Here is a 23,808-nt window from a genome sequence, read left to right as displayed (position 1 = left end):
ATTCGGGTTGTGTGCAGGCAACCTCGGGGGCGGTTCGGGCACACTGGCGCCGCCAGCCGACGAACAGGAGCACGCCGATGAAGCCGGAGCAGGGAGAGCAGCGCCGGCTGCTCGTGGTCGACGACGAGCCGACGATCGTGTCGCTGCTCTCGGCCAGCCTGCGGTTCGTGGGCTTCGACGTCCGCACCGCCGCCACCGGCGCCCAGGCGCTGGCGGTGGCCGCCGAGTTCAAGCCCGAGCTGCTCGTGCTCGACGTGATGCTGCCTGACTGCGACGGCTTCGAGGTGGTCCGCCGCCTGCGCTCCTCCGGCGCCCACGTGCCCGTGCTGTTCCTCACCGCCCGCGACGGCGTGCAGGACAAGATCACCGGCCTGACCGTCGGCGGCGACGACTACGTGACCAAGCCGTTCAGCCTGGAGGAGGTCGTCGCCCGCATCCGGGCCGTGCTGCGGCGCACCTATGCCGGGGCGGCCCTGCCCAGCGACGACTCCACCCTGCGCTTCGCCGACCTCGAACTCGACGAGGAGACCCACGACGTGCGCCGGGCGGGCAAGCTGATCCGGCTCAGCCCGACCGAGTTCAAACTGCTGCACTACCTGCTCACCAACGCCGACCGGGTGGTCAGCAAGGCGCAGATCCTCGACCACGTGTGGCGCTACGACTTCGGCGGCGACGCGCGGATCGTGGAGTCGTACATCTCGCTGCTGCGCCGCAAGGTCGACACCGTCGACCCGCCGCTCATCCACACGCTGCGCGGCTTCGGCTACTCGCTGCGGCTGCCCCGCTCGTGAAGCTGGTCGCCGCCCTGAAACGGCCCAAGCGCTGGTCGCTGCGGTCCCGGCTGCTGGCCGGGGTGCTCGCGCTGGTCGCCGCCGGATTCGTGGTCGCCGACTTCACCAGCGTCGCGCTGCTGCGGATGTACCTGGTCGAGCGGGTCAACGAGCAGCTGTTCCTCACCGCGCAGGCCATGTCGGGGACCGAGCCCGCCGAGGTCACCACCGAGGAGTTCGCCCGGCTGGCCAACTCCAAGGGCAAAGCCCTGTTCGACGCGTACGTGCTGGAGTTCCGCGACAACACCGGCCGGGTCGTCAAGGAGCTGCGCGGGCCGGGACAGCGCGGCTCGCCCGAACTGCCCGTGCTCGACCGGGCGGACGTGGTGTCGCGCGCGGACAAGCCGTTCTACGCGGCCAACTCGGCCGAACGCCACCACCCCGGCTACCAGGTGCTGGTCACCGAGCGCACCAGCGGCGACGGCAGCGTCGTCATCGCGTACGACCTCACCGGCGTCGCCCGCACCATGGGCCGGCTGGGCGGGATCGAGATCGTGGTGACCATGGTCGTGCTCGGTCTGGCGACCGTGCTCGGCGTCTACATGATCCGGGTCGGGCTGCGGCCGCTGACCGAGGTCGAGCAGACCGCCGAGGAGATCATCGCCGGGGGCGACCTGTCCCGCCGGGTGCCGCTACAGGCCGCGCCGCGCACCGAGATCGGCCGCCTGTCGCGGACCCTGAACACGATGCTGGCCCAGATCGAGAGCTCCTTCGGCGAGCGTACGGCGTCCGAGGCGCGGCTGCGCCGCTTCGTCGCCGACGCCTCGCACGAGCTGCGCACCCCGCTCGCGGGCATCCGCGGCCTGGCCGAACTGCACCGGCAGGGTGTGGTCACCGACCCGGCCGAGGTGTCGGCGCTGCTGGCCCGGATCGAGACCGAGGCCACCCGGATGGGCCTGCTGGTGGAGGACCTGCTGCTGCTGGCCCGGCTGGACGAGCAGCGCCCGCTGCGCAGCGAACCGGTCGACCTGCTGCCGCTGGCCGCCGACGCGATCGAGTCGGCCCAGCTGCGCGAGGCCGCCCGGCCGGTGCGCCTGGAACTGCTCGACGGTGAGGCGCCGGTGGTGCTCGGCGACGAGGACCGGCTGCGCCAGGTGCTGACCAACCTGCTCGGCAACGCGCTCGCCCACACCCCGCCGGGCACGCCGGTGACGGTCCGGGTCGGCACCGAGGACGACCGGGCCGTGCTCGACGTCGTCGACCAGGGGCCGGGCCTGGCTCCCGAGCACGCCGAACGGATCTTCGAACGCTTCTACCGCGTCGACCCGGCGCGCGCCCGCGACCACGACCGCTTCCCGGCGGCGGGTTCCGGGCTGGGGTTGTCCATCGTGGCGGCGCTGGTCACGGGGCATGGCGGCACCATCACGTACGCCCCGACGCCCGGCGGTGGCGCGACCTTCGCCGTCCGCCTCCCCCTCGCGTAACCCGCCCTGTCGGTGCGGCCTCACGGGGCGGGGAACGGCGGGTCGGGCGAGGCGGTTCGCCGTACCTTAACGTCCGGTTAAACATCGGCCGACAACTCTTGCGTGACCGGGGTCACGGGTCTAATTTTTAGCAAACTTTACTAACAGAGTTTCTGGCTTTCCGTGGTACCGCTACGCCCCAGGAGAGTTCCATGCAACGCAAACCGCTGCTCAACCTGCTCGTCGCCGCGGCGACCGGCCTGGCCGCCACCGCGTTCGCGGTCGCGTTCGCCGGCACCGCCAACTCGGCCGTCGACCAGGAGGCCTGCCGCCCCGACGGTCTCTACCGGACTCCCGGCGTCACCGTCCCCTACTGCGACGCCTACGACACCACCGGCCGCGAGTCCATGGGCGCCGGTCACCCGCGCCGGATCATCGGCTACTTCACCAACTGGCGTACGGGCAAGAACGGCGCCCCGGCCTACCTGGTGAACCAGATCCCGTGGCAGAAGATCACCCACATCAACTACGCGTTCGCGCACGTCGACGGGGCGAACAAGATCTCCATCGGCACCCCGACGGCCGCTAACAACGCCTCCACCAACATGACGTGGCCGGGCGTGGCGGGCGCGGAGATGGACCCGGCGTACTCGTACACCGGCCACTTCAACCTGCTCAACAAGTTCAAGAAGCAGTATCCGGACGTCAAGACGCTGATCAGCGTCGGCGGCTGGGCCGAGACCGGCGGCTTCTTCGACGACGCGGGCAACCACATCGACTCCGGCGGCTTCTACCGGATGACCACCAACGCCGACGGCTCGATCAACACGGCCGGCATCAACGCCTTCGCCGACTCGGTGGTGGCCTTCCTGCGCCAGTACGGCTTCGACGGCGTCGACATCGACTACGAGTACGCCACGTCCAACAAGGACGCGGGCAACCCGATGGACTTCACGCAGGCCAACGCGCGCCGGGCCGGGCTGAACGCCTCGTTCCAGACGCTGATGAAGACGCTGCGCACCAAGCTGGACACCGCGGCCGCCTCCGACAGCAAGTACTACATGGTGACCGTGGCCGCGCCCGCGTCGGGCTGGCTGCTGCGGGGCATGGAGGCCTACCAGGCCACCCAGTACCTCGACTACATCAACATCATGTCGTACGACCTGCACGGCGCCTGGAACCAGTACGTCGGCCCGAACGCGTCGCTGTACGACGACGGCGCCGACAACGAGCTGACCGCGGGCGGCGTCTACAGCGCGTACTCCAACATCGGCTACCTCAACACCGACTGGGCGTACCACTACTACCGCGGTGCGGTGCAGGGCGGCCGCATCAACATCGGCGTGCCGTACTACACCCGCGGCTTCCAGGGCGTCACCGGCGGCAACAACGGCCTGTGGGGCACCGCGCCCAAGAGCACGAACTGCCCCGTCGGCACGCAGAGCCCCTGCGGCAACGGCGCGATCGGCATCGACAACCTGTGGCACGACCTGGACACCTCGGGCAACGAGGAGCCGGCCGGCTCCAACCCGATGTGGCACGCCAAGAATCTGGAGAACGGCATCGCCGGCTCCTACCGCGCGGCGTACGGCCTGACCCCGGCCACGGACCCGAACGACAACCTGACCGGCACCTACGTCCGCAACTACTCGGCGGCCCTGGCCGCGCCGTGGCTGTGGAACGCGTCCAAGAAGGTGTTCCTGTCCACCGAGGACGAGCAGTCCATCGGCGCCAAGGCCGACTACGTGGTGAACAAGGGCATCGGCGGCATCATGATCTGGGAGCTGGCCGGCGACTACGCCTTCAACTCCACCGCCGGTGAGTACCAGATGGGCAACACGCTCACCAACGCGATCGCCGCGAAGTTCGCCACCGCCCCGGCGTACGGCGCGAGCAAGGCCAACACGGCACTGCCCGCGCAGACGCTCGACGTGGACGTGACGCTCAACGGCTTCGCGCTGGGCGACTCGAACTACCCGATCAACCCGAAGCTGCGGCTGACCAACAACTCCACCACCACCATCCCCGGCGGCACGGTGCTGGACTTCGACTACGGCACCTCGGCGCCGGGCACGATGAGCCAGCAGTCCGGCTGGGCGATGACGGTGACGCCGGGCCACACCGGCAGCAACATCGGCGGCCTCAAGGGCGACTTCCACCACGTGAAGGTCACCATCCCGAGCTACCAGTCGATCGCGCCGGGCGCCAACGTCGAGATCACGCTGAACTACGTGCTCCCGATCGGCAGCCCGTCCAACTACACGCTCACCTTCGGCGGGCAGAGCTACAGCCTCTCCGTCAACTACGCCCGGGGCGGGGTGGCGCCGAGCGCGTCGCCGTCGACCTCGGTCGGCCCGTCGGCCTCGGCTTCGCCGAGCACCCCGCCCGGCACCTGCACCGACCCGGCGTGGGAGAGCGGCAAGGTCTACACCGGCGGCAACCGGGTGTCCTACAACGGGCACGCGTGGCGGGCGCAGTGGTGGACCACGGGGGAGACCCCCGGTGTCGCCGCGGTCTGGGTGGACCTCGGTGCCTGCACCGGCGGCTCGCCGTCGCCGTCGCCCTCGGTGTCGCCGTCGAGCTCCCCGAGCCCGTCGCCGTCCCCGAGCCGGTCGGCCTCGCCGAGCCCGTCCGCCTCGCCCAGCGCGTCGGTTTCGCCGAGCCCGTCGACCTCGCCCGGGACCACCCCGGCCTGGGCGCCGAACGTGGCGTACGTGACCGGGGCCAAGGTGACCTACGGCGGCTCGACGTACCAGTGCCGCCAGCCGCACACCTCGATCGTCGGCTGGGAGCCGCCGAACGTGCCCGCGCTGTGGCTGAAGCTGTAAGACCGGCGGGGTGACCCGCGCACTGTGATCCTGGCGTCCTCTGAGCTGCACCGATGGCTCGGAGGACGCCAGGATCATGCATGATGGCGGACGTGGGGACAGTCGCGTTCGTGCTGGGTGGCGGCGGGGTGCTCGGCGCCGTCGAGGTCGGCATGCTGCGCGCGCTGTTCCGCGGCGGCATCCGCCCGGACCTGGTCGTCGGGCTGTCCATCGGCGCGATCAACGCCGCGCTGGTCGCCTCCGAGCCGAAACCCGAGGTCGTCGACCGGTTGGTGCGGCTGTGGGCCACCCCGGAGATCAGCGAGGTGTACGGCGACTCGGTGCCGCGCCAGATCCGCCGCCTGGCCACCCGCGCCCACCTGCACTCGCCCGCCCCGTTGCAGCGGCTGCTGGAGCGGACCTTCCGCCCCGAGACCACCTTCGCCGACCTGCCCGTGCCGCTGCACCTGTGCGCGGCGAACATCGAGCGCGCCGACGCGCACTGGTTCGACCGGGGCCGGGTCGTGCCCGCCGTGCTGGCCGCCGCCGCGCTGCCGGGCGTGCTGCCGCCGGTGGAGATCGACGGGGAGCACTTCCTGGACGGCGGGCTGGTGTCGTACCCGATCACCGAGGCGATCCGGCTCGGCGCCGACGAGGTGTTCATGCTCCAGGTGGGCCGTCTGGAGCGGCCGCTGGAGCCGCCGCAGCGCCCGTGGGAGGCGACCAGCGTCTCGATGGAGATCGCCCGCCGGGTCCGCTTCTCCCGCGAGCTGGCCGCCGTGCCCGACGGTGTCCGGGTGCACGTGCTGCCCGGCGGCGCCGGCGCCGACGAGAGCCCGTGGGCATACCGCGACACCGCCGCGATCGGCCGCCGCGTCAGCGAGGCCTACGCCGCCTCCCGCGACTACCTGGCCGCCGTCGGCCGCTGACGCGCGGTCCCGGCGCGGGGTTGTGGTTCGTGCAGTTTCGGGGAAAGTGCACGAACTCGGCCCAAGATTCCTGCACTTTCCCCGAAACTGCCCTTCCCCTGCGCTGCCCAGGGCGGTCAGGGGATGGTCATGGCGGCGTTCTTGGCGGCGCGGCCTGAGGTGAAGGCCAGGATCAGCTGGACTACGCCGAGGGCGACCAGCCAGAGGCCGGTGATCCAGACGATCACGGTCAGGGTGATCGCGGGCCAGAACAGGATGATCAGACCGGCGATCACGCCGAGCAGGCCCATCAGGATCGTGCCGACCTTGCCCCAGCCGGTGCGGCGGCGCGTGAACCCGGCCGCGATCTCGGCGATGCCGCTGACGATCCAGGCCAGGCCGAGCAGCACCGCCAGCAGCTTGACCGTGGTGGGCAGGTGGTTGAGGCAGAGGATGCCGATCACGATGAACACCAGGCCCATGACGCCGATCAGCGCGCGGTGGCCGCCGCTGGCGCCCTTGCTGCTGAAGGCCTCGGCGATCCGGAAGATGCCGACGACGATCAGCAGCACGCCGATCAGGGCGGCGATGACGGCCAGGGTGCTCTCGGGAAAGAGCAGCAGCACCAGCCCCATGGCGATGGAGAGCATGCCGCCGACCAGCGCCATCCGTTTGAAGTTGCGCAGCGCGGCGGACTCCAGCGCCGCATCACCGTACGGGTCGACCATGGTGCGAAGATATCTCGCAATCTCCCGTATTTCTCCCGATTCGTACTAGTAGCCTCGGGAAGCGACGGCGGCTGACGGGGCGCCTGACCGAGGGAGCAGCGATGGCACGGGGACCGCTGGAGTTCGTCGTCGTCGAGTTCCCCGACCGGGTGCCCGGCCGCGAGCTCGCCCCCGAGCTGCACCGCCTCGTCGACCAGGAGATCGTCCGGATCATCGACACGGTGGTCGTGACCCGGGCGGCCGACGGCACCGTCACCACCCACGAACTCGGCGAGTACGAGGGCGACCCCGACTTCGAGGCGCTCGACCCCGACATCCAGGCCGTCGACGGGCTCATCTCCGAACAGGACGTGCGCGACCTGGCCGAGGCGATCACACCGGGCGCGACCGCGCTGGTGCTGCTGTTCGAGCACGTGTGGCTGCGCAGCATGCGCGCCACGGTCGCCGCCGCGGGCGGCGAGGTCGTGCTCGCCGAACGGATTCCGGGCCCGGTCGTCGACGCGATCGAGGCGGCTGGCGTAGGAGGCTGACATGCTGCGACGTCCGGTGGTGGGCCGGCGGCGGCCGGGGCTGCTCGGCACGGCCGCCCGTACGGCGGTGGTGGCGGGCACGGCGACCGCGGTCGCCGGGGCGGTCAGCGGCTGGCAGCAGCGCAGGCAGCAGGAGGCCGCCCAGCGCGCGGCCGCCGAGCAGGCCACCGCCGCGCAGCGGCCGCCCGCCGACACCATCACGCCCGGTTTCCAGGCACCGGCGTCGGCGCCGCCCGCGCAGGCACCGGCGTCGGCGCGGCCGGCGCAGGACCCGGCCCCGGCGCGGCCGGCGCCTCCGGACACCGGCAGCGTGCTGACCCGGCAGCTCGAACAGCTCGCCGAGCTGCACGCTGCGGGCGCGCTCACCGACGCCGAGTTCGCCGCTGCCAAGTCCCGCCTGCTGGGTGCCTGATGGCGCCCCGGGTGCTCACCCAGCCCGACCCCGGCGAACCCGAGGAGCCGCGGGTGGTGCCGGTCGACCCGGCCGCACCGCATCCGGCCGTGCCGCATCCGGCCCCCGCCGATCTGCCGCATTCGGCTCCCGCCGACCTGCCGCTCGGGCTGCCGCCCGCCGGGCCGCCGCCGCCCGGGACCGTGCCCCGCGAAACCCGGCCGCCCGAGCCGCGCCGAGGCCGGGGCGGGCAGGCGGTGCGGGGGCTGCGCTGGGCGCTCGCGTTCGTGCTCGCGCTGCTGTCCGCGTCGCTGGTCACCGGTTCGGTGCTGGCCCGCTTCGCGCGGGCGCAGCTGCTCGACACCGACGCGTACGTGCAGACCGTCGCGCCACTGGCCGAGGACCCGCAGGTGCAGGCCGCCGTCACCGAGCGGGTGACGCACGAGGTCATGTCCCGGCTGCCGATCGAGAAGCTCGCGGGCGACCTGGCGAACGCGGTGGGGCTGCCCCGCGCGCAATCGATCATCGATCTGGTCACGCCCGCGATCACCAACTGGCTGACCGGCCAGGTGCACCGGATCGTCGACGAGGTGGTCCACTCGCCGCAGTTCGCGACGGTGTGGATACAGATGAACCGGGCCGGGCATCAGGGGCTGGCGAACATCCTCACCGGTCAGGACGGCCGCTTCGTACACACGCAGGATGCCACCGTCGTGATCGACCTCGGCCCGGTGCTCGCCCTGGCCCGGCAGAACCTGGTCGACCGGGGCTTCACCCTGGCCGCGCACATCCCCGACATGTCCATCCCGTACCCGGTGGCGCAGGTCGAGCAGCTGCCGACCATCCAGAAATACGTCCGGCTGCTGCAACTCGGGGGGACCTGGCTGCCGATCCTGGCGCTGGTGCTGCTCGGGTTCGCGGTGTGGGCCGCACCGAACCACCGGCGCGGGCTGCTGATGAGCCTGCTGCTGACCGCGCTGCTGCTGGGGGTGGCGCTGGCCGCCAACCAGGTGGCCCGCGACCGGGCCGCGCAGCAGGCGGTGGCGCGCGGCTTCAACCGTACGGTGACCCTCGACGTCTACGACACCGTGATCCGCAGCCTGCTCTACGCCCTGGGCACGGTGCTGCTGGTGGTGCTGCTCGGGGTGGTGTGGACGGTGCTGGCCGGGCCGTCGTCCGGGGCGCGGCGGCTGCGTGCCCTGGTCAACAGGGGGCTGGACCACATCGCCGCGCCGCTGGGCGACGAGCCCGCCGCCCGGAGCGTCGGGCGGTTCGTCCGCCGGTTCTTCGCGCCGATCGCGGTGCTGGTGGGGCTGCTGCTGGCATGGTGGCTGCTGGCCCGCCCGTCCCCGGCCACCGCGCTGTGGGTGTTCGCGGTCGGCGCGCTGCTGACGATGCTGCTGACGGTCGCGCGTCGGGTACCCGACCCGAGCGGCTGATTCACGACTGGCGCGCCTGCGCCATGCTGTCTGCCATGAGCGAGCCGTCCTCGTATCCGTGTCCGATGTGCGGCGCAGCCGCGACCCTGGCGGGACCGTGTCCCGGCTGCGGGCGCGCCCCGGACCGCGACGCCGCCGAGGTCATCGCGTACGACGTGCGCATCGCCGACCTGGCTCCGCGCACCGAGCAGGCCCGCCTGACCTACCAGGACCTCGCCCAGCAACTCGCCACCGCCCGCAGGCAGCGCGAACTGCACGCCACCGCGGTCCGCACCGCCATGGCGCGCGAACGCGGCCGCAACCTCGCGGTGGTGACCCAGCAGACCCGGATCCCCGCCGCCCAGGCCCCCGCCGGACCGGCCGTCCCGCCGGCACCGGGCGCCTTCGCCGGACCGGGCGGGCAGCCCGAGGCGAGCACGAAGACCGTGCAGAACCTGCTGTTCGTGCTCGGCGGCCTGCTGCTGGGCATCGCCGCGATCGTGTTCACCGCCGTCGCCTGGGCCGCGTTCGACGTGGTCGGGCGTGCGGTCATCCTCGGCGTGGTGACCCTGGCCGTGCTCGCGGTGCCGCCGCTGGTGCGACGCCGCGGCCTGACCGCCACCGCCGAGACCTTCGCCGCCCTCGGCCTGCTCCTGCTCCTGCTCGACGGCTACGCCATCTGGTACGTCGACCTCGGCGGCATCGCCGAGCACTGGCACGGTGCCGTTTACGCGGGCACGGTCGCGGCGGGGACGAGCGCGGTCGGGTTCGCGTACTCCCGGCTCGTCGGCACGGCCGCGACCCGCTTCGGCGCCCTGATCACCGCCCAGCCCGCGCTGCCGCTGCTGTTCGTGCCCGCCGGGTTCGGCCTGGCCGGGTGGACGCTGGTCTTCGCCGCCGTCGCCCTCGGCGACCTGCTGCTGCGCCAGACCTGGCGGCAGCCGTCCGGCACGGCGGCCGTGTGGCGGGTGCTGGCGGCGCTGGCCGCCGGTTTCGCCCTGCTCGTCGCGACGCTGCTCGCGCTGAGCGGGTGGGTGCTGGCGGTCGAGAACGTCGCGCAGGCCCTGCGCGCCTCGGCGGTGCTGCTCGCGGTCGCCGCCGTCCTGGTGGCGTGGCTCTGGGTGCGCGATCCGGTCGCCCCCGCCGTCTCCGCGGCCGTTCCTGCCGGCACCTCCGGGCTGGCCTACCGGCGCGGCGTCGCGGCCGGGGTGCTCGCGGCGGCGCTGGCTGCCGCCCTGGCCCGGCCTGCCCTGACCCAGTGGCCCGAGCAGTGGCTGCTGGCGCTGACGGCAGCCGCGGGCGTGGTCGCGGTGCTGGCGCTGGAACTGCGCGGCCCGCTGGCGCGCCGGGAACCGTCCGCCGCGACCGGCGCGCGGGTCGGCGCCGCGCTGGCGCTGGTGGTGCCCGCGGTGTGCGCGGTCTGCTGGGCCCTGCTCACCGGTCTGTACTCGCTCGCCGACGCGGTGCCGTGGTGGAACGCCCACCCGGCGCCCTACGACGGTTCCTACGCCTGGCAGCTGCCCCTGTCGCTGCTGCTGGTCACCGCGGCCGCCTGGTTGCTGGCCGGACGCGGCGGCGTGCTGCGCCGCTGGACCCTGGTGCCCGCGCTGCCGCTGCTGGCCCTGGCCCTGCCCGGCCACCCCGCGCTCACCCCGTGGACCGCCGTCGCCGTCGACCTGGCCACCGCAGCCGTGGCGCTGGCCCTGGCCCTGCTGTCCCGGCCCGGACCCGCTCCGGTGGACCTGCCGCCGACCTCCGCGCCGACCGGCGGTGCGACGAGCGCCCCCGCCGCCACCGGCCCGGACACCGGTCGCCCGACCGCGCCCGACGCCGCCGAGCCCACCGGCCAGGCGAGCGCGGTCCCGGCGGCTGCGGCGGCGCGGGACCAGCTCGCGGTGCTCACCGACGCCTTCGCGGCGACCCAGGCCACGGGCGACGGCGTGCCCGGCGGGGACGCCGCCGCGGCGGGAGCCGAGGACCGTCACGCGGTCGCGACCGGCGAGCGGATCATGCTCACCGGGTTCAGCACCCCGGCGGGGGCCGCGCTGCTCGGCGGCGGCACGGTGCCCGGCGGTGCGATGCCGGGCGGTGCGATGCCCGGCGGCCCGGTGCCGCCCGCCCCGGCCGCGCCGTGGCGACCGACCGCGCCCGGTGCCGTGGCCTGGGGCACGGTCGCGCTGGCTCTGGGTGCGCACGCGCTGACGGCCGGAGCCGGTGCGCCGCTGCTGTCGGCGGTGGCGCTGCTCGGCGTGGTCCTGCTCGGTGCGCTGGCCACCGCGGCGAGCCGGCTGCTGCCACAGGCCGCCCCGGCGCTCGGCGGCCTCGGCGCGGCGATCGCGATCGCGCTGCTCCCGCCCGCCGTGCACGCCACGGCGGTGGCGGCGGGCGCCGGTGGCCTGACCGGACACCGGGCGCTGCTGGTCGCGGCGCTGCTCAGCCCGCTCTGGGTGTACCTGCTGCGCCCGCTGCGCTCGTACGCCGTCGTCGGCGGCCTGGTCGGCGCGCTGTGGGCGCTGCCGTTCGGCGTGCCCGCGACGGAGCCCCGCGAGGTCTACACGGCGCTGTGCGTGCTCGCCCTGTCGGCGGTCACGATGCTGTCGGGCCGGAACTGGACGCGCTGGATCCCGGCGGTGGTGTTCGCCGGCGGCCTGCTCCAGTGCTCAGCCGCGCTCCATGCCGTCTTCATCGCCCCGCTGGGCTGGTTCGGCGCGATCTGGTCCGGCGCCCCGGCCGGGGCCGGGCTCAGCCCGGCGCTGCTCAGCCCGGTGACCTGGAGCGCGGTGCTGGCCCTGGCGCTGTACGCCCCCGCCGCGGTCGCCTGGTTCGGCCCGTCGGGCCGCCGTTACGGCCTGATCCTCGGCGGCCTGGTCGGGCTGGTCGCGGTGTTCGCGGCGCTGGCCGCGTGGCCCGCCCCGTGGCCGGTGATCGCCGCCCTGCAACTGCTGCTGGGTACCGGCCTGCTCGTGCTGGTGTCGCTGCGCCGCCTCGGCGCGCTGACCGCCACGGCGGCGGCGTACGGGGTGCTGCTGGCGGTGCTGGGGCTGGCGGGGTCGCTGCCCCGGCAGTGGTCCACCGTCGCGGCGCTGGCCGTGCTGAGCGTCGCGCTGGCCGTGGTCGCCTTCGGCGGCCGCTCCGCCTCGATCCGCGTCGCGGGCTGGCTGGCCGGGGCGGGCGCCAAGGTGCTGCTGGCGTACGCGATCGGTCGCGCCGCCGAGCTGCCCACGCAGGTGACCGGCTACCTGGTGCTCGCGGTGGCGGCGATCCTGCTCGGCCTGGCCCACCTGCCCCGGGTGCGCCCGCAGCGGGCCGCGGTCGAGGCCGCGGCGCACTCCGCGGCGCTGGTGGCGCTGACCCTGTGCCACGGCGCGGCACGCCCGAGCGCGCTGGTGCTGGCCCTGTGGGGGGTGGCGGTCGGGCTGACCGTGCTCGCGGCGGCGCCCGCCCAGCGGGTGCCGCGCGCGGCGCTGGCCGCGGTGGGCGAGGCCGTCGCGTGGTGCCTGCTGCTGCGGTCGGCGGGCATCGGCACCGTCGAGGCGTACACGCTGCCGGTGGCGGCGCTGGCGCTGGCGGTCGGCCTGTACGCCGCGCGGACCCGGCCGGACCTGTCCAGTTGGCTGTTCGCCGGTCCGGCGCTGGTCGCGGCGTTGCTGCCCAGCCTGGCCGGGGCGCTGACCGGCGACTCGGTGCAGCGGCGGCTGCTGCTCGGCGCGGGCGCGCTGCTCGTGGTGGTCTTCGGGTCCGTACGCCGCTGGCAGGCGCCGGTGGTGCTGGGCGGCGGCGTGCTGCTGGTGCTGGCCGCGCACGAGCTGTTCCTGGTGGTGCGGCTGGCGCCGACCTGGGTGCCGATCGCGGTCGGCGGGGCGGTGCTGCTGACGCTGGCGATCACGTACGAGCGGCGCCGCCGCGACGTGGCCCGCCTGCGCGGCGCGCTGGGCCGGATGCGCTGATTCATGGAAGTCGACGCCGGAGCGTCCACTGCTTGCCAGAATGTGAGGAGGTATCCGAAAAAGGGGGCAACATGGACTTCTGGGATGTCTTCTGGCTATTGCTGATCTTCATCCCGCTGCTGCTGATCTGGGCGTTCGCCATCGTGGACATCTTCCGCCGCGACGACCTCAGCGGCTGGCTCAAGGCCCTGTGGATCGTCGTGGTGATCCTGGCGCCGTTCTTCGGCACCCTGATCTACCTGATCTTCCGCAGGCCGGGCGCCACCCCGCAGGAGCGGCAGGCGATGGATCAGGCCAGCCGTGACTTCGTGCAGAAGTACGCGCCGACCGACACCGCACAGCAGCTCAGCATGCTGGCCGACCTGCACGACCGGGGGAAGCTGACCGACGCCGAGTTCGCCGCCGAGAAGGCGCGGGTGCTCGATGCCGCCAAGGCAGTGACTCCCACCACGCCCAGCGGCCCCACAGGCCCCACCAGCGCCGCCACCTCGGCCGCAGCCGCAAAGCCGACAGCACCGAGTGGCATCTGACGATCCGTTTGCGGGTTGCGGCAGGTCGCGCCCCGAACCTAGGGTCTGTGGTCATGAGGTTCGAGGTCAGCCACGTACTGGATGCGATCGAGCGGCGTCTGGGCACCGACCCGGCACTGGCCGCAGGCGTCCTCGACGTGGGCGAGTTGATCTACTGTGCCGACCTGGACGGCGGCCGCCCCGCCAACCTGGTGCGGCTGGGCATGGTGGTCGACGCGCTGGCGCGCCAGGTCGGCGAGGAGCACGTCTCGGCGTACTGCGTGGTGGACAAGTCGCTGCTGTCGAACCAGGACCTGACCTCCAACGAGCGCATGGTGATGCGCCGCTGGGCCGACGACGGCACCGTCGAGGTCGCGGTCGGCGCCGGCCCGCGCGTCATGGAGATCTCCGAGCTGACCGGCCTGCCGATCATCTCCCGGGCGCTGCCCGCGGTGTGGTCGCCGCTGCCCGGCGCGGGTGGCGCCGTGCTCCAGCCGCGCGGCCCGGTCCCGAACGGCCCGTCGCCGGTCGGGCGCCAGCTCACCGCCCGCTGGTGGCACTGCCCCGACCCCGACTGCGGCAGTTTCGGCCCGGCCCGCCGCGGCAGCGGCCAGCCCGTGCCCCGGCTGCGCAACGGCCAGCCGCTCTGCGCCCGGCACGACGCCCCGCTCGGTGACGCCGGGCCGCGGCCGCCGCAGCAGGTGCTCGCGGTGCGCATCGACGGCGTGATCCGGACCCGGTTCGTGGTCACCGCGGCCGCGCCGATCGTGGTCGGGCGCGCGCCCGACGGCGGGCAGGGGCAGAGCGGCGTGCAGCTCGGACCGTGGCTGAACGAGGACGCCCGCGCGAAGGTCAGCCGGGCGCACGTGTCGGTCGCCCTCACCCAGACCGGGATCTCGATCACCGATTTGAGCATGAACGGCACCCTCGTGCGGCTCGGCGGGGCCGCGGACGGGGAGCTCCAGCTCAGCCGTGGCGCGTCGCGGCAGCTGGGGGTGTCCGACATCGTGGAGCTGTTCCCGGGGGTGGAGATCGGGCGGCTCGGGGCGCTGGCCAGCAGCCGGCCCGTCGACTCGGCGTCGGTGCTCGGCGAGGCGCCGACGATGGCGTTCCGCCCCAACAGCCCCGGCTTCTGACGCGGATGCGGTGATCGTCGGCTGGCGCGGTTGCGTGATCGCTGGCTGCGGGCTGCGTGATCGCCGTCTGCGGTCGGATCAGCGGTTCTGAGCTGACTTTACGACCGCAGGCCGCGATCATGGATCGCGGCCTGCGGTCAGATCGGGGCAGCCAGGGGTCAGGCGGCGCCGATGACCTCGGCGAGCTGCCGTACCGCCCAGCGGACCTCGTCGGCCTCGATGACCAGCGGCGGGGCCAGCCGTACCGTGACGCCGTGGGTGTCCTTGGCCAGCATGCCGCGCGCCATCAGCTTCTCGGACGCCTCGCGGCCGCTCATGATCACCGGGTCGATGTCGACACCGGCCCACAGGCCGCGCCCGCGCACCGCGGTCACGCCCCGGCCGATCAGCGCCCGCAGCTGCTCGTGCAGCAGCCCGCCCAGTTCCGCCGAGCGGCGCTGGAACTCGCCGGTCTCCAGCAGCTTGATCACCTCGATGGCGACGGCGCAGCTCAGCGGGTTGCCGCCGAAGGTCGAGCCGTGCTCGCCCGGCTTGAGCACACCGAGCACCTCGCGGCTGGCGGCCACGGCCGACACCGGCACGATGCCGCCGCCCAGCGCCTTGCCCATGATGTGCATGTCGGGCCGGACGCCCTCGTGGTCGACCGCGAACGTCCGGCCGGTCCGCCCCAGGCCGCTCTGGATCTCGTCGGCCAGGAACAGCACGTTGCGGCGGCTGCACAGGTCGCGCACGCCGGGCAGGTAGCCGTCCGGCGGGACCAGCACGCCCGCCTCGCCCTGGATCGGTTCCAGCAGCACCGCGACGGTGAAGTCGTCCACGGCGTCGGCCAGCGCGGTCAGGTCGCCGTAGGGCACGATCTGGAACCCCGGGGTGTACGGCCCGAAGTCCGCCCGAGCGTCGTCGTCGGTCGAGAAGCTGATGATCGTCGTCGTACGGCCGTGGAAGTTGTCGGCCGCGACGATGATCTTCGCCTGCCCGTCCGGCACCCCCTTGACCTGGTAACCCCACTTGCGGGCCACCTTGATCGCGGTCTCCACCGCCTCCGCGCCGGTGTTCATCGGCAGCACCAGGTCCTGGCCGGTCAGGTCGGCCAGCCGGTGGCAGAACTCGGCGAACTGGTCGTGGATGAACGCGCGGCTGGTCAGCGTGAGCCGGTCCAGCTGCGCGTGGGCGGCCGCGATCAGCTTCGGGTGCCGGTGCCCGAAGTTCAGCGCCGAGTATCCGGACAGGAAGTCCAGGAACCGCCTGCCGTCGACGTCGGTGACCCAGGCACCCTCGGCCTCGGAGATCACCACCGGCAGCGGGTGGTAGTTGTGCGCCGTCCAGCGTTCGGCGTCGGCCACCGCCGACGGGGTACGGCTATCGACGATCGAGTTCATGAGCGCAGCTCCAAGGTGCAGCACTTCGGTCCACCGCCGGCCAGGCGCAGCTCGGAGACGTCCACCCCGATCGGCTCGTAACCGGCCTTGCGCAGTTCCTCCGCCAGGTGCGCGGCCTGCACGGGCAGCACGACGTTGTGCCCGTCGCTCACCGCGTTGAGGCCCAGCACCTCGGCATCTTCGATCTTAGCGATCACAGCGTTCGGGTAGAGCTGGCGCAACACCGACTGGCTGCCCGCGGAGAACGCCTCCGGCAGGTACGCGATGTTCGCGGGCTTGCCGTCCGCACCCGTCGACAGCACCGCCAACGCGGTGTCCAGGTGGTAGAAGCGCGGGTCGACCAGCTGAAGGGTGATGACCGGGCGGCCGAAGATCTCCTGCACCTCGGCGTGCGAGGCGTGCGCGGTGCGGAAGCCCGTACCGGCCAGGACGTACTCCCCGGCGAGCAGAATGTCGCCCTCACCCTCGTTCACGTGCTTCGCGTCGTGCACCTCGTAGCCGGAGCGGTCGAACCAGTCGCGGTAGGCCGGGCCTTCGTCGGCGCGCTCGGCGTGGCGGAACTGGGCGGTGAACATCCGGCCGTCGATCACGGTGCCGCCGTTGGCGGCGAAGACCATGTCGGGCAGCCCGGCGACGGGCTCGATGAGCTCGATCTGGTGGCCGAGGTTCTCGTACGTGGCCTTGAGGCTCTCCCACTGGCTGATCGCCAGAGTGGTGTCGTACGGGGCGGCGGGGTCCATCCACGGGTTGATCTTGTAGGTGACGGCGAAGTGGGTGGGCCGGCACATCAGAAAGCGCTTCTGCATGCCTCAACGCTAGGGGCCGGACAGGCGCGGTAACCACCATTCGGTCATGCGCATGACCTTGGTTTATTGCGCATTTCGAGGGCCCGACCAACGATTCGTTGCGTCGGGCCGAAATCCCATTCCCGCCCTCACGCTACCCCCGCCCCACCACCCCGCCCAGCCCCCTCCCGGGCGACCCCGCCGCCACCCCCTCGGCTCCCGCCGCCCGCCGCCCGCCGCCCGGCGCCCGGCGCCCCGGCGCGCAAGATCGGCGTCTTCGGTCAGAGTCGGCCCTCTGGCGCGACATCTCGACCGCAGCCAGTGATCTCGCCGCCGTGATCGCCGCTTGCGGTCATCCCCAGCGCCGGACGTCGGCGCGGGGGCGAGGGGATGGGGAGGTGATCACGGTGCTGGGGTGGTGACACGCCGTCGAACACGGCCATAAGTTCATGATCGACGGGATGGGCGGGTGGGGTGGGGAGGCGCGGGGCGGGTGGGGGTGGGTCCTGCGTGGTGGGGGTGCTGAACTGTCGTTAAAGTGCCGGGCATGACTGACCAGAGAGTTGCGATCGTCACCGGGGCTGCGCGGGGTATCGGCGCCGCCACCGCCCAGCGGCTGGCCGCCGACGGGTTCGCCGTCGCCGCCGTCGACCTCGATGCGGCCAACTGCGCCGACACCGTCGCCGCCATCGCCGCGGCGGGCGGGCGCGCGATCGCCGTGGGCGCGGACGTCTCCGACTCCGCCGCCGTCGAGGCCGCCGTCGCCCACGTCGCCGAGAACCTCGGCAGCCCGTCCGTGCTGGTCAACAACGCGGGAGTGCTGCGCGACAACCTGCTGTTCAAGATGACCGACTCGGACTGGGACACCGTCATGTCGGTGCACCTGCGCGGGGCGTTCCTGTGCAGCCGCGCGGTGCAGAAGTACATGGTCGAGGAGAAGTACGGCCGCATCGTGTCGCTGTCGAGCACCTCGGCGCTCGGCAACCGCGGCCAGGCCAACTACGCGGCCGCCAAGGCTGGGCTGCAGGGCTTCACCAAGACGCTCGCGATCGAGCTGGGCCCGTTCGGGATCACCGCGAACGCGGTGGCCCCCGGGTTCATCGTCACGGAGATGACCGCGGCCACCGCGGCCCGGGTCGGGGTGGACTTCGAAGCGTTCCAGGCGGCCCGCGCGGCCGAGACGCCGGTGCGCCGCGTCGGCCGCCCGGAGGACGTCGCACACGCCATCTCGTACCTGGCCAGCGAGGGCGCCGGCTTCGTCACCGGCCAGGTCATCTACGTCGCGGGCGGCCCCCGCGGGTGACCGCCCACCCGTCGGCCGGACGGTCTCCGCCCGACGCTGCGCCGTCTCGTTTCCATAGACGTTGGCCTATCACAGTGAATTTAAGGTGATCGAAGTCGACGTGATAGGCCAGCGTCTATGGAAAAACGGCTGATCGCGACTGCTCCGCCCCGGCGACCGACTGGTGGGGCGGTGGTGATCGGGGTGGGCCAAAGTTACCAGTGGGTATTGTGATCTAGCTCACGACATGGTTACCTCTCGGTAACTTGTCCGCAGCAAGACCGACATCCCCGCGAGGTCGCTGTGAGGAGATCCCTACCCCTCTTCACGGTGGTCGTGCTCGCCCTGTTCGGCTGGGCCGCTCCCGCCCACGCCGGCACGACCACCGGGTTCCGCTTCGTCGACATCGCCGCCCCCGACGGGGTGGTCCTCAAGGCCAACGTCATCGAGCCGACCAGCCCGGGTCGGCACCCCGCCATCGTGTTCCCGTCCAGCTGGGGACTCAACGACCTGGAATACCTGGCCCAGGCGAGCGCGCTCGCCCAGGGCGGCTACACCGTCGTGTCGTACACCCCGCGCGGGTGGTGGACCTCGGGCGGCGAGGTCGACACCGCCGGGCCGAAGGACATCGCCGACGTGTCCCGCGTGCTGGACTGGACGGTCGCCAACACTACCGCCGACGCGTCCCGCCTGGGCATGGCCGGGGTGTCGTACGGCGCGGGCATCAGCCTGATCGCGTCCGGGCACGACAGCCGCATCCGGGCCGTGGCCGCGCTCAGCGGCTGGAGCGACCTGGTCGCGTCGCTCTACGGCGGCGACACGCGCCGCCTTCAGTCCACGGCGCTGCTGGTCGGCGCGGCGGCGCTGCTCGCCGACACCAGCGACGAGTTCGACACGGTCATCGGCGACTTCTACGCCAACCGCAACATCGACGGGGTCAAGTCCTTCGCCCGCGCACGGTCCGCGGGCACGTACCTGTCGGCGATCAACGCCAGCCGCCCCGCCATCCTGATGGCCAACGGGTACGGCGACTCGATCTTCCCGCCGAACCAGCTCACCGACTTCTTCACCGGCCTGGCCGGGCCGAAGCGGCTGGAGTTCGCCCCCGGCGACCACGCGATCCCCGAGCTGACCGGCCTGGCCGGGCTGGACAACCACGTGTGGACCTCGGTCCGCCGCTGGATGGACCGCTACCTCCAGGGCGCCGCCAACGGCATCGACGCCGAGCCGCCGGTGGTGCTCCGCTCGATGACCGGCGGCGCGGTCGAGTCCTACCCGAACTGGGCCGCCGTCAACACCACGACCACGCGGTACGGCCTGGGCGAGGTGAGCTGGCTGACCGGCACCGGCCGGCTCGGCGGCACCCCGTCGACGGGCTGGTCGCGGCGCACCTGGTTCACCGTGGACACGGTGGCCTGCGGCGGCGTGATCCTGCTGTCCAACGGCCTGCAGGCGCTGACCGGCATCCCGCCGACGGCCTGGCTCCCGGCCGTGGACCGCAACGCCGCCGGGGTGTGGCAGGCCGACGACGCGTCGAGCACGATCCGCATCCGCGGCACGGCGACGGTGCACGCCCGGTTCACCCCGACCGAGCGCAGCGGCACGCTGGTGGCGTACCTGTACGACGTGGACTGGGCGGGCACGGGCCGCCTGATCACACAGGCCCCGGGTTCATGGCTGAACGGTACGGCCGGCGCCGCCCGTACCCTCGACATCAAGCTGCCCGCGACCAGCTGGGACGTCCCGGCTGGCCACCACCTGGCCCTGGTGCTCGACGGCCACGACGGCTACTACCTCGACGAGAACGGGGCACTGGGCTCCGTCCTCTTCTCCGGCCAGTCCTGGCTGGACCTGCCCGTCCGCTGATCGCGCCATCATGCAGTTTCGGGGAAAGTGCACGAATCCGAGGCCGGATAGGTGCACTTTCCCCGAAACTGCCGGCAAGCTCGGCGACTCACCCCGCCCGCCTCACGCGCCGATGGCGCCGCGGGGCGGGACGATCAGGGCGTAGATGACCAGCACGCACAGGGCGATGTTGATCAGCGACCACCACGGGAAGAGCGGCAGGTAGAGCATCTGGATCAGGGCGGTCAGGGCGGCCAGGCCGACGCCGACGCCGCGCGCCCACGTCTTGCCGGACATCACGCCGGAGCCCACCGCGATCTGGAGCACCCCGAGGATGATGTGCAGCCAGCCCCAGCCGGTACGGTCGAACAGGTAGAACTGACCCGCCGCGTACGAGACGTACTTGTCGTTGAAGAGCGCGAACACCCCTTCGACGACGTTGAACACGCCGAGCAGCAGGATCAGCATGCCCGCGAAGGACAGCCAGCCGGACATCGGCGGGCGCGCGGGCCGTACGGCCGTCGTCATCGGAACATCCTTTCGGGAAAGTGATGTTCTCTCACGCTATCCGTGTTCATGGTCGCTTTCTGTGGAAACGGGCGAACCCGGATGCCGGTGCGCCTCGGCGACGGCCCAGGCGGCCAGCGCGGTGGTGATCGGGACGGCGGCGATGAGCCCGAGCGTGCCGACCACGCCCCGGACGATCTCGGCGGTGATGATCTGCGTCGGCAGCACGTCGCCCGCCTTCGCTCCGGCGCTGACGATCAGCAGCATCAGCGGCAGCGACGCACCCGCGTACGCCAGGATGATGGTGTTGACCACCGACGCCACGTGCGAGCGGCCGACCCGGATCGCGGCGCGGTAGAGCTGGCGGGCCGACAGCGTCGGGTCGGCCAGGGACAGCTCGCCGACCAGGGCGGTCTGCGTGATGGTCACGTCGTCGAGCACGCCGAGCGTGCCGATGATGATCCCGGCCAGCAGCAGGCCGCGCAGGTCCACCCCGGCCAGCACGTTGGTCAGGATCGCCGCCTCGTCGGTGCCCGCGCCGTTCAGGTGCAGCGTCCGGGTCACCAGCAGGCCGAGCAGGCCGGTCAGGATCAGTGCGGCGAGCGTGCCCAGCACCGCCATCGAGGTGCCGACGCTGACGCCGTGGGTGAGGTAGATGACGGCGAACATGATCGCGGCCGCGCCGACGATCGCCACCGGCAGCGGCGACTCGCCCTGCTGGATCGCGGGCAGGATGAACCGCAGCAGCACCGCGAAACTGACCGCGAGGCCGACCAGGCTGGCCACCCCGCGCCAGCGCGCGAACGCGACCACCGCGGCGACGAACAGGGCCACCAGCAGCAGCAACGGCGTCCAGCGGTCGTGGTCGACGACGGCGTAGCGCACGTTGCCCTGCGCGTCGGGGCTCTCCACCACGATCACCCGGTCGCCGGGCGCGATGACCGGCGAGGTCGGCCCGGACGGCACGGTCGCCTCGACCTGCTGGTCGCCGACCCGTACGACGGCGGTGCCGCAGGAGCCGCCGGGCTGGGCCGGGATCTCGCGGGGGCACGCCGGAGTGGCGCTGACGATCCGGCCGTGCAGGCGGGCCAGTTGCTCCCCGGCCGGTGGCGCGCTGCCGCGCGGCCACAGCACGAGCAGCCCGACCACGGTCGCCACCACCATCGGGACGATGACGAGCGTGACGATGCGGCGCAGCCGGGGCGGCGCGGGCGGCAGGGTCTCACTCGGTTCGTGACTGTGCCCCGCCCCCATGACCCGAAGCTAGTCCACCCGGGACGGCCGCCGAGCCGGTTGCGGCATTCCGGTCAGGGCGTGACGAGCATGGCATACCGGTGGCCGTCGTCGGACCACATCACCAGCAGCCGCCCGTCCGGCCCGGCGACGAGCGCCTGGTAGTACGGCTCGGCGTCCACCTGGGCCAGGGTGATCCGGCGGGGCCGGCCGTCGAACCCGTCGGCCGGCTCGCACCACGCGGCCAGGCGCCGCCGCTGCTCGGCCGGGCCGAAGTGGAAGTACACGTCCGGGCCGGGGCCAGGGGCCGTAGTCAGGCCGCACACGGTGTGCCCGCGTACGGTCAGCGGCCATTCGCCCTGGTCGCCGCCGAGTTCGTAACCGGGCACCAGCGCGGGCCCGCCGCGGTCGAGCAGCACCGCGGGCACGGTCGGGTCGCCGGGCGCGGCGATCCGGTCGACGTGCGCGCCCGCGCAGTCGGCCGCCGGGCAGGTGGCCAGCCAGGCCCCGGTTCCGGCGGCGTCGCGCAGCAGCACCGTCGGGCGGTCCTGGTCGTCGAGCGTCAGCGTCATCCGGGGTACGGCCGTCCGCATGCCCGAGCCGCCGCCCTCGATCGCGCTCAGCATCACGTCGACGGTGCCCAGCACGGCCAGCGAGCGCCGGGTGCAGTGCACGGTGTTGCAGCGGGTGACCGCGAGCTCGGCCCGGGTCGGCACCCCCTCCTTGACCGGCAGCGGGCGCGCGGTGGCCACCACGATCGAGCCGTCGGGGCCGGGCGCGACCGCCAGCAGGGGCTGCTCCTCCTTGCCGCCGGTGTGCCACTTCGTGATGCCGTCGGTGCACCGTCCCGGCCCCTCGCAGCGTTCGAGCTGCACGGCGTCGTTGCCGTCGGTCCGGACCAGGTCGGGCACGTCGCGCCCGCGCAGCCCGGCCGCCACGACGGCGCCGTCGGCGCCGATCGCGGCGCTGGTGCCGTCGGACCCGAACCAGGTGACCTCGGAGGTGTGCGTGTCGCTGTCGGCGCAGGCGTCGTCGCGGCACCAGTGCACGGCGTACTCGGTGACGACGATCGGGTGCCGCCCGGCGGGCCACGCCGCCGCGACGATGCCCCCGCTCCAGGAGACCTCGTAGGAGTCGGCGCGCGGGCTGCCGTACGGGTTGACCGCCGCGACGGCCACGCCGAGCAGCATCGGCAGCGGCACCAGCGCGGCCAGCGCCCAGCCTGCGGCGCGCCGGGGCGGCGGGGGAGTGGCGGTCGCGCCGTGTCCGGCCAGGATCCGGTCGATCCGGGCCAGGTCCGTCTCGGCGGGGCCGGGCTGGCGCGGGCCGCGCGGCCGCAGGTACGCCACCGTCAGCAGCGACGCCTGCACCGCCGTCACCAGCAGCACGCCGACCACGACCAGCACCCGCAGCAGCAGCGCGATCGCACGGGGGTGCGAGGTGTCCAGCGCGGCCGAGGCGCTGTCGAACCGGTCGGCCAGCCACGGCAGCACGATCACCGCCGACAGCGCGATCCCGGTGCTCGGCAGCCGGCCGGAGGCCAGCCGCCCCACGTGCCGCAGCAGCGGCTCGTCGTTGTTGCGCAGCACGAGCGCGGGCAGGACCAGCAACCTGGTCGACACCAGCGCCAGCCCGAGCACGATCCCCACCAGCAGGACCGGGAGCTTCAGCTCCTCGCCGCCGGACGCCGCACCGGTCACGCATCCCAGCACCAGCGCCGTCAGGACGAGGAGGAGCACCATGGCCACGGCCGACTCAGGTGCGGTGCGCGCCGCCCGGCGCAGCGCCTGCCGGGGCGGCACCGCGACCCCGCGCAGCCGCCCGGCCAGCACGAGCATCGCGGCGTTCAGCCCGATCAGCCAGGCCACCGCCAGGATCAGCCAGCCGACCACCGAACCGTCGACGGTCGCGTCGGGGCGCAGCACCCCGTCCAGGATCGTCGCCGCGGGTCCGGCCTGCCCGATGCGGATCGCCTCGGCCAGCAGCAGTGCCGGGACCAGCGTCGGCACGAGCACGACGGCCAGGGGCCGCCAGTGCGCCAGCACGGCCAGCAGCCCGGCCGACAGCAGGGCGCCGCCGCCGCTCGGACCGGGCGATACGGCGGCAGGCGCGGCTGGTACGGCGGCGGGGGTGGTCACCGGCGCAGGGTAGGCGACGGGCACCAGCCCGC

The 23,808-nt window shown here is 73.1% G+C and carries 18 protein-coding genes; 12 read left to right on the top strand and 6 right to left on the bottom strand.

Features of this window, described 5'->3' with window-relative positions:
* The first annotated feature begins 77 nt into the window (after positions 1 to 77).
* From Cs7R123_RS36855 to Cs7R123_RS36840, 4 genes are all read left to right on the top strand, one after another.
* Positions 78 to 791, top strand: coding sequence for a response regulator transcription factor (locus Cs7R123_RS36855; RefSeq protein ID WP_212833532.1), 714 nt, complete (start codon positions 78 to 80; stop codon positions 789 to 791).
* The gene (locus Cs7R123_RS40940; protein WP_280517348.1) at positions 788 to 2,254 is read left to right on the top strand and encodes a cell wall metabolism sensor histidine kinase WalK; all 1,467 of its coding nucleotides are present in this window, start codon (positions 788 to 790) and stop codon (positions 2,252 to 2,254) included. The genes Cs7R123_RS36855 and Cs7R123_RS40940 overlap by 4 nt, the downstream gene beginning before the upstream one ends.
* Positions 2,255 to 2,445: 191 nt before the next feature.
* Positions 2,446 to 5,061, top strand: a complete 2,616-nt coding sequence (locus Cs7R123_RS36845; protein ID WP_212833530.1) for a chitinase C-terminal domain-containing protein — start codon at positions 2,446 to 2,448, stop codon at positions 5,059 to 5,061.
* 92 nt (positions 5,062 to 5,153) lie between these two features.
* Positions 5,154 to 5,969, top strand: a complete 816-nt coding sequence (locus Cs7R123_RS36840; protein ID WP_374707073.1) for a patatin-like phospholipase family protein — start codon at positions 5,154 to 5,156, stop codon at positions 5,967 to 5,969.
* Positions 5,970 to 6,085: 116 nt separating this feature from the next.
* Here Cs7R123_RS36840 and Cs7R123_RS36835 read toward each other — a convergent pair whose 3' ends face one another.
* A complete protein-coding gene (locus tag Cs7R123_RS36835) occupies positions 6,086 to 6,676 on the bottom strand; it encodes an HdeD family acid-resistance protein (protein WP_212833528.1) in 591 nt (196 codons plus the stop codon).
* A gap of 101 nt (positions 6,677 to 6,777) precedes the next feature.
* On the opposite strand from Cs7R123_RS36835, the gene Cs7R123_RS36830 reads away from it, so the two are divergent.
* The 6 genes from Cs7R123_RS36830 (at position 6,778) to Cs7R123_RS36805 (ending at position 14,607) form a co-directional block, all read left to right on the top strand.
* Positions 6,778 to 7,206 carry a DUF6325 family protein gene (locus tag Cs7R123_RS36830; protein WP_212833526.1) on the top strand — a complete coding sequence of 143 codons (429 nt, stop codon included), beginning with the start codon at positions 6,778 to 6,780 and terminating at the stop codon, positions 7,204 to 7,206.
* A 1-nt stretch (position 7,207) separates the two neighbouring features.
* Entirely contained in the window at positions 7,208 to 7,618 is a 411-nt protein-coding gene (locus Cs7R123_RS36825) for an SHOCT domain-containing protein (protein ID WP_244872376.1), read from the top strand.
* Positions 7,618 to 9,036 carry a hypothetical protein gene (locus Cs7R123_RS36820; protein ID WP_212833524.1) on the top strand — a complete coding sequence of 473 codons (1,419 nt, stop codon included), beginning with the start codon at positions 7,618 to 7,620 and terminating at the stop codon, positions 9,034 to 9,036. The genes Cs7R123_RS36825 and Cs7R123_RS36820 overlap by 1 nt, the downstream gene beginning before the upstream one ends.
* A 35-nt stretch (positions 9,037 to 9,071) precedes the next feature.
* Positions 9,072 to 12,962: a PT domain-containing protein gene (locus tag Cs7R123_RS36815; RefSeq protein WP_212833523.1), complete on the top strand. Its 3,891-nt coding sequence runs from the start codon at positions 9,072 to 9,074 to the stop codon at positions 12,960 to 12,962.
* A gap of 71 nt (positions 12,963 to 13,033) precedes the next feature.
* Complete coding sequence (locus tag Cs7R123_RS36810; protein WP_212833522.1) at positions 13,034 to 13,492, top strand: SHOCT domain-containing protein; 459 nt, start codon at positions 13,034 to 13,036, stop codon at positions 13,490 to 13,492.
* Positions 13,493 to 13,545: 53 nt separating this feature from the next.
* Positions 13,546 to 14,607, top strand: a complete 1,062-nt coding sequence (locus Cs7R123_RS36805) for an FHA domain-containing protein (protein ID WP_212833521.1) — start codon at positions 13,546 to 13,548, stop codon at positions 14,605 to 14,607.
* A gap of 158 nt (positions 14,608 to 14,765) precedes the next feature.
* On the opposite strand, the gene rocD is transcribed toward Cs7R123_RS36805, so the two are convergent.
* Both rocD and ddaH read right to left on the bottom strand, forming a co-directional pair.
* Positions 14,766 to 15,986, bottom strand: coding sequence for an ornithine--oxo-acid transaminase (gene rocD, locus Cs7R123_RS36800; protein WP_212833520.1), 1,221 nt, complete (start codon positions 15,984 to 15,986; stop codon positions 14,766 to 14,768).
* Positions 15,983 to 16,792: a dimethylargininase gene (gene ddaH / locus Cs7R123_RS36795; RefSeq protein WP_212833519.1), complete on the bottom strand. Its 810-nt coding sequence runs from the start codon at positions 16,790 to 16,792 to the stop codon at positions 15,983 to 15,985. The genes rocD and ddaH overlap by 4 nt, the downstream gene beginning before the upstream one ends.
* A 526-nt stretch (positions 16,793 to 17,318) precedes the next feature.
* Between ddaH and Cs7R123_RS36790 the strand changes: the two genes are divergently transcribed.
* Entirely contained in the window at positions 17,319 to 18,074 is a 756-nt protein-coding gene (locus tag Cs7R123_RS36790; RefSeq protein ID WP_212833518.1) for an SDR family oxidoreductase, read from the top strand.
* A gap of 282 nt (positions 18,075 to 18,356) precedes the next feature.
* On the top strand, positions 18,357 to 19,919 hold the full coding sequence (locus tag Cs7R123_RS36785) for a CocE/NonD family hydrolase (protein ID WP_244872375.1): 1,563 nt from the start codon (positions 18,357 to 18,359) through the stop codon (positions 19,917 to 19,919).
* Between the two features lie 102 nt (positions 19,920 to 20,021).
* Here the strand turns inward: Cs7R123_RS36785 and Cs7R123_RS36780 are convergent, their stop codons facing one another.
* Genes Cs7R123_RS36780 through Cs7R123_RS36770 form a run of 3 tightly spaced genes read right to left on the bottom strand, consistent with a single transcriptional unit; the run spans position 20,022 to position 23,776 of the window.
* Entirely contained in the window at positions 20,022 to 20,426 is a 405-nt protein-coding gene (locus tag Cs7R123_RS36780) for a hypothetical protein (RefSeq protein ID WP_212833517.1), read from the bottom strand.
* Positions 20,427 to 20,462: 36 nt separating this feature from the next.
* The gene (locus tag Cs7R123_RS36775) at positions 20,463 to 21,659 is read right to left on the bottom strand and encodes a YibE/F family protein (RefSeq protein ID WP_212833515.1); all 1,197 of its coding nucleotides are present in this window, start codon (positions 21,657 to 21,659) and stop codon (positions 20,463 to 20,465) included.
* Positions 21,660 to 21,712: 53 nt separating this feature from the next.
* Positions 21,713 to 23,776, bottom strand: a complete 2,064-nt coding sequence (locus Cs7R123_RS36770) for a hypothetical protein (protein WP_212833513.1) — start codon at positions 23,774 to 23,776, stop codon at positions 21,713 to 21,715.
* Positions 23,777 to 23,808: the final 32 nt, after the last annotated feature.

It is taken from the genome of Catellatospora sp. TT07R-123 (genome assembly GCF_018327705.1).
Taxonomy (GTDB): domain Bacteria; phylum Actinomycetota; class Actinomycetes; order Mycobacteriales; family Micromonosporaceae; genus Catellatospora.
The sequence above is the reverse complement of the archived record's forward strand: the minus strand, read 5'-3'. Positions and strand labels throughout refer to the sequence as shown.